The 6,116-nt window shown below is 69.5% G+C and carries 7 protein-coding genes; 1 reads left to right on the top strand and 6 read right to left on the bottom strand.

Going from position 1 to position 6,116, the window contains the following annotated elements; genetic code table 11:
* The 3 genes from B2W79_RS15080 to B2W79_RS15070 all read right to left on the bottom strand — a co-directional run.
* Nucleotides 1-717 (bottom strand): cytochrome c oxidase subunit II (locus tag B2W79_RS15080; protein WP_292790783.1); only part of this gene is annotated, 717 nt, incomplete at its 3' end.
* 139 nt (nt 718-856) lie between these two features.
* A complete protein-coding gene (erpA, locus tag B2W79_RS15075; protein ID WP_071329826.1) occupies nt 857-1,219 on the bottom strand; it encodes an iron-sulfur cluster insertion protein ErpA in 363 nt (120 codons plus the stop codon).
* Between the two features lie 66 nt (nt 1,220-1,285).
* Nucleotides 1,286-2,689, bottom strand: a complete 1,404-nt coding sequence (locus tag B2W79_RS15070) for a dipeptidase (RefSeq protein WP_292790778.1) — start codon at nt 2,687-2,689, stop codon at nt 1,286-1,288.
* A gap of 45 nt (nt 2,690-2,734) precedes the next feature.
* Between B2W79_RS15070 and B2W79_RS15065 the strand changes: the two genes are divergently transcribed.
* Nucleotides 2,735-3,307, top strand: a complete 573-nt coding sequence (locus B2W79_RS15065; protein ID WP_060921218.1) for a DUF3043 domain-containing protein — start codon at nt 2,735-2,737, stop codon at nt 3,305-3,307.
* Here B2W79_RS15065 and B2W79_RS15060 read toward each other — a convergent pair.
* The 3 genes from B2W79_RS15060 to hisD are packed head-to-tail and all read right to left on the bottom strand — an operon-like array spanning nt 3,282 to nt 6,115.
* Nucleotides 3,282-4,319, bottom strand: a complete 1,038-nt coding sequence (locus B2W79_RS15060; protein ID WP_292790775.1) for a quinone-dependent dihydroorotate dehydrogenase — start codon at nt 4,317-4,319, stop codon at nt 3,282-3,284. The genes B2W79_RS15065 and B2W79_RS15060 overlap by 26 nt on opposite strands.
* Nucleotides 4,320-4,329: 10 nt before the next feature.
* Nucleotides 4,330-4,800 carry a transcriptional regulator NrdR gene (gene nrdR, locus B2W79_RS15055; RefSeq protein ID WP_025105071.1) on the bottom strand — a complete coding sequence of 157 codons (471 nt, stop codon included), beginning with the start codon at nt 4,798-4,800 and terminating at the stop codon, nt 4,330-4,332.
* A 10-nt stretch (nt 4,801-4,810) separates the two neighbouring features.
* Nucleotides 4,811-6,115, bottom strand: a complete 1,305-nt coding sequence (hisD, locus tag B2W79_RS15050; RefSeq protein WP_071329829.1) for a histidinol dehydrogenase — start codon at nt 6,113-6,115, stop codon at nt 4,811-4,813.
* Nucleotide 6,116 lies beyond the last annotated feature (1 nt).

Genomic DNA, 6,116 nt, shown 5'->3' with positions numbered 1-6,116 from the left:
GCAGAGCTCGGCGCACTTGCCGGCGTACTCGCCCTCACGAGTGGGGATGAAGGACCAGGAGTTGTCCTTCCCGATGAACATGTCCTTCTTGTAGAGGAAGTCGATGATCCAGAAGGAATGGATGACGTCTCGGGACTGCAGGTTGATCGTGACCTTCTGGTCGACGGGGAGCACCAGCGTCGGCAGTTCGGCCTGGTCGATGTTGCCCTCGGCGTCCGGCTGGGCCTGGATGCCCATCGTCCAGACGGTGTCCTCATCGGTTTCACCGTCGTACTGGAAGTCCCACGCCCACTGCTTGGCGATCGCGGTGATCTCCACGTCGGGGTCGTCCCACTTCGCCTCGATCTCGGTCTGATCGCGAGCCGTGAAGAAGAACATGCCCAGCACGAGGATGAGCGGCACGATCGTGTAGAAGATCTCGATCGGCATGTTGTAGCGCATCTGCACCGGCAGGCCGGTCTGGCCCTTGCGCCGGCGGTACGCGATCGCAGCCCAGGCCATGAGGCTCCAGGTGACGACGCCGACCGCGAGGAGAACGATCCAGGAGTTCACCCAGAGGGACGAGACACGCTCCGTCTGGTTGGTTGCTGCCGGACCACCGTCCACGAAGCCCGGTAGAAAGCCGTTCAGCTCGGTGGGAGTACATCCCGCCAGAGCCACAGCTGCCACAACTCCCACAGGGAGTGCGGCCCAACGAAGGCGGCGTTTCGAGGGCACGATGCACCTTTCAGATCGCGGACAAGGCATGTTCAAGTCTAGAGCAACCTCACACCTGATTCATGCCAACCATGCAGGTTGAGACGCCGAACGGCCGCCGTCACACGAGGTGACGACGGCCGTTCGCGGGAAGAACGTGTCAGTGGAAGCTGTCGCCGCAGGCGCAGCTGCCCGCCGCATTCGGGTTGTCGATCGTGAAGCCCTGCTCGGAGATGGTGTCCTTGAAGTCGATCGAGGCACCGTCGAGGTAGGGAACGCTCATGTTGTCGACGATGACCTCGACACCGTCGAAGTCGACCGTCTCGTCGCCTTCGAGGTAGCGCTCGTCGAAGTACAGCTGGTAGATCAGGCCCGAGCAGCCGCCCGGCTGCACGGCGACGCGCAGACGCAGGTCGTCGCGTCCCTCCTGCTCCAGGAGGTTCTTCACCTTCGTGGCGGCGGCATCCGTCAGCGTGACGCCGTGTGCGCTCGTGGTCTCTGCGGACAGGGTGGTGTCGCTCATGTCGCTCCTCAGGACGGGCCGGGTACGGGCTCTCCGACGATTCTACCGCCGGTGCGGACGGAAGGCTCAGATCTCCCGCGCGTTCATACGGGCGAGCAGCAGTGCCTCGGTCGCTACGGCGTGCCGGAAGGTGTCCAGATGCAGCGACTCGTTGGGGCTGTGCGCGCGGGAGTGCGGATCCTCCACACCGGTGACGAGGATCTGCGCCTGCGGGAACTCCCGCACGAGATCCGCGATGAACGGGATGGACCCGCCCACACCGAGATCCACCGGGGGCACCCCGTACCCGTCACGCATGGCTTCCCGGGTCAGCGCGACGGCCCACCCGCTGATGTCCACGAGGAAGGGGTTGCCGAGGTCCACATCGGAGAAGGTCAGCTCGGCGCCGAAGGGCGCGTGTGCACGGAGGTGACGCTCCAGAGCCTCGTAGGCATCCTGGCCGGACTGCCCGGGCGCGACACGGGCGCTGATCACCACGGTCACCTCCGGGAGCAGCGTGTTCGACGCGGCAGCGACACTCGTCGCGTCGATGCCGATGACCGTGATGGAGGGCTTGTTCCAGATGCGGCTGAGGATCGTGCCGTCGCCGATGGGCGTCGTCCCCGGGAGGAGCCCGGCCTCGTCGCGCAGCGTCTCCTCGGTGTACTCGGGTGTCTCGGCATCCCGAGCGGTCATCCCGTCGACCGCGACGGAGCCGTCCTCGTTCCACAGCGTGGCGAGGAGTCGCACCGTCGCCATCATCGCGTCGGGCACGGCGCCGCCGAACATCCCGGAGTGCGAGGCGTGGTCGAGCGTGCGCACCTTCAGGGTGAAGCGGGCGTTGCCGCGGAGAGACACGGTCAGGCCCGGCGTGACGGAATCCCAGTTGCCGGAATCCGCGACGACGATCGCATCGGCGCGGAGGGCGTCCTTGTTGTCGGAGAGGAACTGCGCGAACGACCGCGAGCCGTACTCCTCCTCCCCCTCGACGAACATCGCGATCCCGAGGTCGAGGTCGTCGCCGAGCACGTCGGCGACCGCTCGGATCGCGCCGATGTGCGCCATGATGCCCGCCTTGTCGTCCGCGGCTCCGCGGCCGTAGAGGCGCCCGTCGCGCACGGTCGGCTCGAACGGCGGCGTCTCCCACAGGGCGTCATCCCCCGGAGGCTGCACATCGTGGTGGGCGTAGAGGAGGATCGTCGGCTTGCCGTTCCGCGCGGCGCGGGTCGCCAGGACGGCCGGCTGGCCCTGCTCGTCTGTGCCGGGGATGTCGGCACGGAGCACCCTCACCTCGTCGAACACCCCGGTGCCGCGCGCGAGCGTGGCGACGGCGTCGGCGCTGCGCTCGAGCTGAGCCTGGTCGAAGGCGGGCCAGGCCATGCCGGGAATACGCACGAGGCTTCCGAGGTCCGACAGCGCGGAGGGGATGCCGGTGGCGACGGCTTCGAGGACGGCGGCGTCGGACTCGCTGGGAAGTGCAGGTGAGGTCATGCGAGTAATCTTAAGGCGACCCACCCCAGCGAACCGAGGAACCTCGTGGCCACTACCCCCGCCTCCCCTTCGACGAACGACGACGCCCCCCAGACGCCTGCCGTCGGCAAGGGACGCGCGACGCCGACCCGCGCCGAGCAGGAGGCTGCGCGTCGCCGCCCCCTCGTGGCGAACACCAAGGAGGCGAAGGCCGCGGCTCGCGCCGAGCTGAACGAGCGCCGCGCGAAGGCGCAGGCCGGCATGGCCGCCGGCGAGGAGAAGTACCTCCCCGCGCGTGACAAGGGCCCGCAGCGCCGATGGGTACGCGACTACGTCGACGCCGGCTGGCACCCCGCCGAGTTCGTGATGGGTGTCATGGTGCTCGTCATCCTGGCCTCGCTGCTGCCGACGAACATGATGATCTCGTTCTACGCGTACCTGTTCATGATGGCGTACCTCGTGATCGCGATCGGCGGCATGATCCTCCTCGGCATGCGGGTCAAGCGCAAGGCGGCCGCGAAGTTCGGCAAGGACCGCGTCGAGAAGGGTCTCGGCTGGTACGCCGGCATGCGAGCCCTGCAGATGCGCTTCATGCGCCTGCCCAAGCCGCAGGTCAAGCGCGGGCAGTACCCGGACTGACCAGTCCTCGGTTGATCTCGCGACCCCAGAACGGGCCGCGATAGAGGAACGCCGTGTAGCCCTGGACCAGGGTGGCCCCGGCATCCAGACGCTCCTGCACGTCGGCGGCCGTCTCGACGCCGCCCACCGCGATCACGCAGAAATCCTCGGGGACCGCGGCGCGCACGACCCGGAGGACTTCCAGCGACCGCTGCTTGAGTGGAGCACCGGACAGACCGCCCGCGCCCGCCGCGTCGACGACGGCGGCATCGGTGCGCAGTCCGTCACGGCTGATCGTCGTGTTGTGAGCGATGATGCCCGCGAGCCCTTCCTCGACGGCGAGCCGCGCGATCGCGGTGATCTCATCGTCCGACAGATCGGGGGCGATCTTCACGAGCAGCGGGGTGGACCCGGCCGCGTCACGGACGGCGCGCAGCAACGGCGCCAGGGTCTCCACCGCCTGCAGGCCCCGCAGCCCCGGAGTGTTCGGCGATGAGACGTTGACCGCGAGATAGTCGGCCAGCGGAGCCAGGCGGGTGGCGGAGGCGACGTAGTCGTCGACGGCGTCTTCCACATCCACCACGCGGCTCTTGCCGATGTTCACGCCGATCACCGTGTCGGGGGCGCCACGGCGGAGGCGGGCGAGGCGGCGGGCGGCAGCGTCCGCGCCCTGGTTGTTGAAGCCCATGCGGTTGATGACCGCGCGATCCGCGACCAGTCGGAACAGGCGCGGCTTCGGGTTGCCCTCCTGCGGGACGGCGGTGACCGTCCCGACCTCGACGTGCCCGAAGCCGAGCGCGGCGAGGCCGCGGACGCCGACGGCGTTCTTGTCGAACCCGGCCGCGATGCCGAACGGCGACGGGAACGTCAGCCCCAGGGCCTCGACGCGAAGCGAAGGGTCGGGGCGGGTCATCGCGCGGGTGGCCCACGAGAGCGGCGGCACACCGAGGACGCGGATCACCGCCATGCCGGCGTGGTGGGCGAACTCGGGGTCGAAGCGCGACAGGACGGCGCGGAAGAGCAGCGGATACATCCCTGCCAGATTACCGGTCCGCCGCCTCCGCCTTCGCGTGGTCGGCCCGGAGGTCGCTGATCGCGGACTCGAAGTCCTCGAGCGAGTCGAACGCCTGGTAGACGCTCGCGAAGCGGAGGAAGGCGACCTCGTCGAGCTCACGGAGCGGCCCCAGGATGGCGAGGCCGATCTCGTTCGTGTCGAGCTGGGAGACGCCGGTCTGCCGGACCGCCTCCTCCACCCGCTGCGCCAGGATCGCGAGGTCCGCCTCCGTCACGGGACGCCCCTGGCAGGCCTTGCGCACACCGGAGATGACCTTCTCCCTGCTGAAGGGCTCCATGACGCCGGAGCGCTTGATGACGTTGAGGCTCGCCGTCTCCGTCGTGGAGAACCGTCCTCCACATTCCGGACACTGACGGCGCCGACGGATCGAGAGCCCGTCGTCGCTGGTGCGGGAGTCGATGACCCGGGAGTCTGGGTGACGGCAGAAGGGGCAGTGCATCTGACAGATCCTACGCGGTGAAGCGGGCCTCGATCGCCTCGCCGTGGGCCGGGAGCACCTCGGTCTCGGCCAGCGCGACCACACCCTCCCGAACAGCGGCCAGGGCCGAGCGGTCGTAGGAGACGACCTGCTGTGGGCGGAGGAACGTATAGGCGCCCAGGCCCGGTGCATAGCGAGCCTGACCACCGGTGGGCAGCACGTGGTTGCTTCCGGCCATGTAGTCACCGAGGCTGACGGGCGTCTGGTCGCCGACGAACACGGCACCGGCGCTCGTGAAGGCGGCTGCCGCCTCCTCCGCATCCGCGAGGTGCAGCTCCAGGTGCTCCGGGGCGTAGGCGTTGCTGAACGCGGCCGCCGTCGCTCGGTCGTCCACCAGCACGATCGCCGACTGCGGGCCGGACAGCGCGGCCCTGACGCGTTCGCTGTGCCGGGTGCGCGCGGCCTGCTGCTCGACCTCTGCGCGGACCTGCTCCGCGATCTCCAGGTCATCCGTCACGAGGACGGCCGAGGCCTGCTCGTCGTGCTCGGCCTGGCTGACGAGGTCGGCGGCGATGAGACGAGGGTCGGCGTCGGCGTCGGCGACGACGAGGATCTCGGTCGCGCCGGCCTCGGAGTCCGTGCCGACCACCCCGGCGACGGCCCGCTTCGCCGACGCGACGTAGTTGTTTCCCGGTCCCGACACGACATCGACGGGATCGAGCCCCAGGCTCGCGACACCGTGGGCGAGCGCACCGATGGCTCCAGCTCCGCCCATCGCATAGACCTCGGAGACCCCGAGCAGCGCCGCGGCGGCCAGGATGGTCGGGTGGACGCGACCGTCCTGGTCCGCCTGCGGCGGCGAGGCGAGGGCGATCTGCTGCACCCCCGCGACCTGCGCGGGAACGACGTTCATGACGACGCTCGACGGGTAGACGGCCTTGCCCCCGGGGATGTAGACCCCGACACGGGCCACCGGCTGCCAGCGCTGCGTGATGGTCGCTCCCTCGCCGATCCGCGTCACCTGCGGTGCGGGAACCTGCGCGGCCGAGGCCAGGCGCACACGTCGGATGGCCTCCTCGAGGGAAGCGCGGACCGTCGGAGCCAGGTTCGACAGCGCCTCCGCGAGGTGTGCTTCCGGCACCCGCACGGCGTGCCCGGTGACCCGGTCGAACCGCTCCGCCTGTTCCCGCAGCGCGTCCTCGCCGCGATCCTGAACGTCGTCGACGAGACGCGCGGCGGTGTCGAGCGCCTCGGCTCGCGCCTGGGTCGCGCGCGGAACGGCTGCGAGCATGTCAGCGGGCGAGAGCTCGCGCCCCCGCAGATCGATCGTGCGCATG

The organism is Microbacterium sp. UBA7513, assembly GCF_002478345.1.
In the GTDB taxonomy this organism is placed as follows: Bacteria; Actinomycetota; Actinomycetes; order Actinomycetales; family Microbacteriaceae; genus Microbacterium.
Note: the sequence above shows the minus strand (reverse complement) of the source record. Positions and strands in the feature narration are given on the sequence as shown.

Bases quoted from the DNA above. Each gene is read 5' to 3' on its own strand.
- nrdR (WP_025105071.1), bottom strand. From the start codon at position 4,800: ATGCACTGCCCCTTCTGCCGTCACCCAGACTCCCGGGTCATCGACTCC.
- erpA (WP_071329826.1), bottom strand. From the start codon at position 1,219: ATGAGCGACACCACCCTGTCCGCAGAGACCACGAGCGCACACGGCGTC.
- B2W79_RS15060 (WP_292790775.1), bottom strand. From the start codon at position 4,319: ATGTATCCGCTGCTCTTCCGCGCCGTCCTGTCGCGCTTCGACCCCGAG.
- B2W79_RS15070 (WP_292790778.1), bottom strand. From the start codon at position 2,689: ATGACCTCACCTGCACTTCCCAGCGAGTCCGACGCCGCCGTCCTCGAA.
- hisD (WP_071329829.1), bottom strand. From the start codon at position 6,115: ATGCGCACGATCGATCTGCGGGGGCGCGAGCTCTCGCCCGCTGACATG.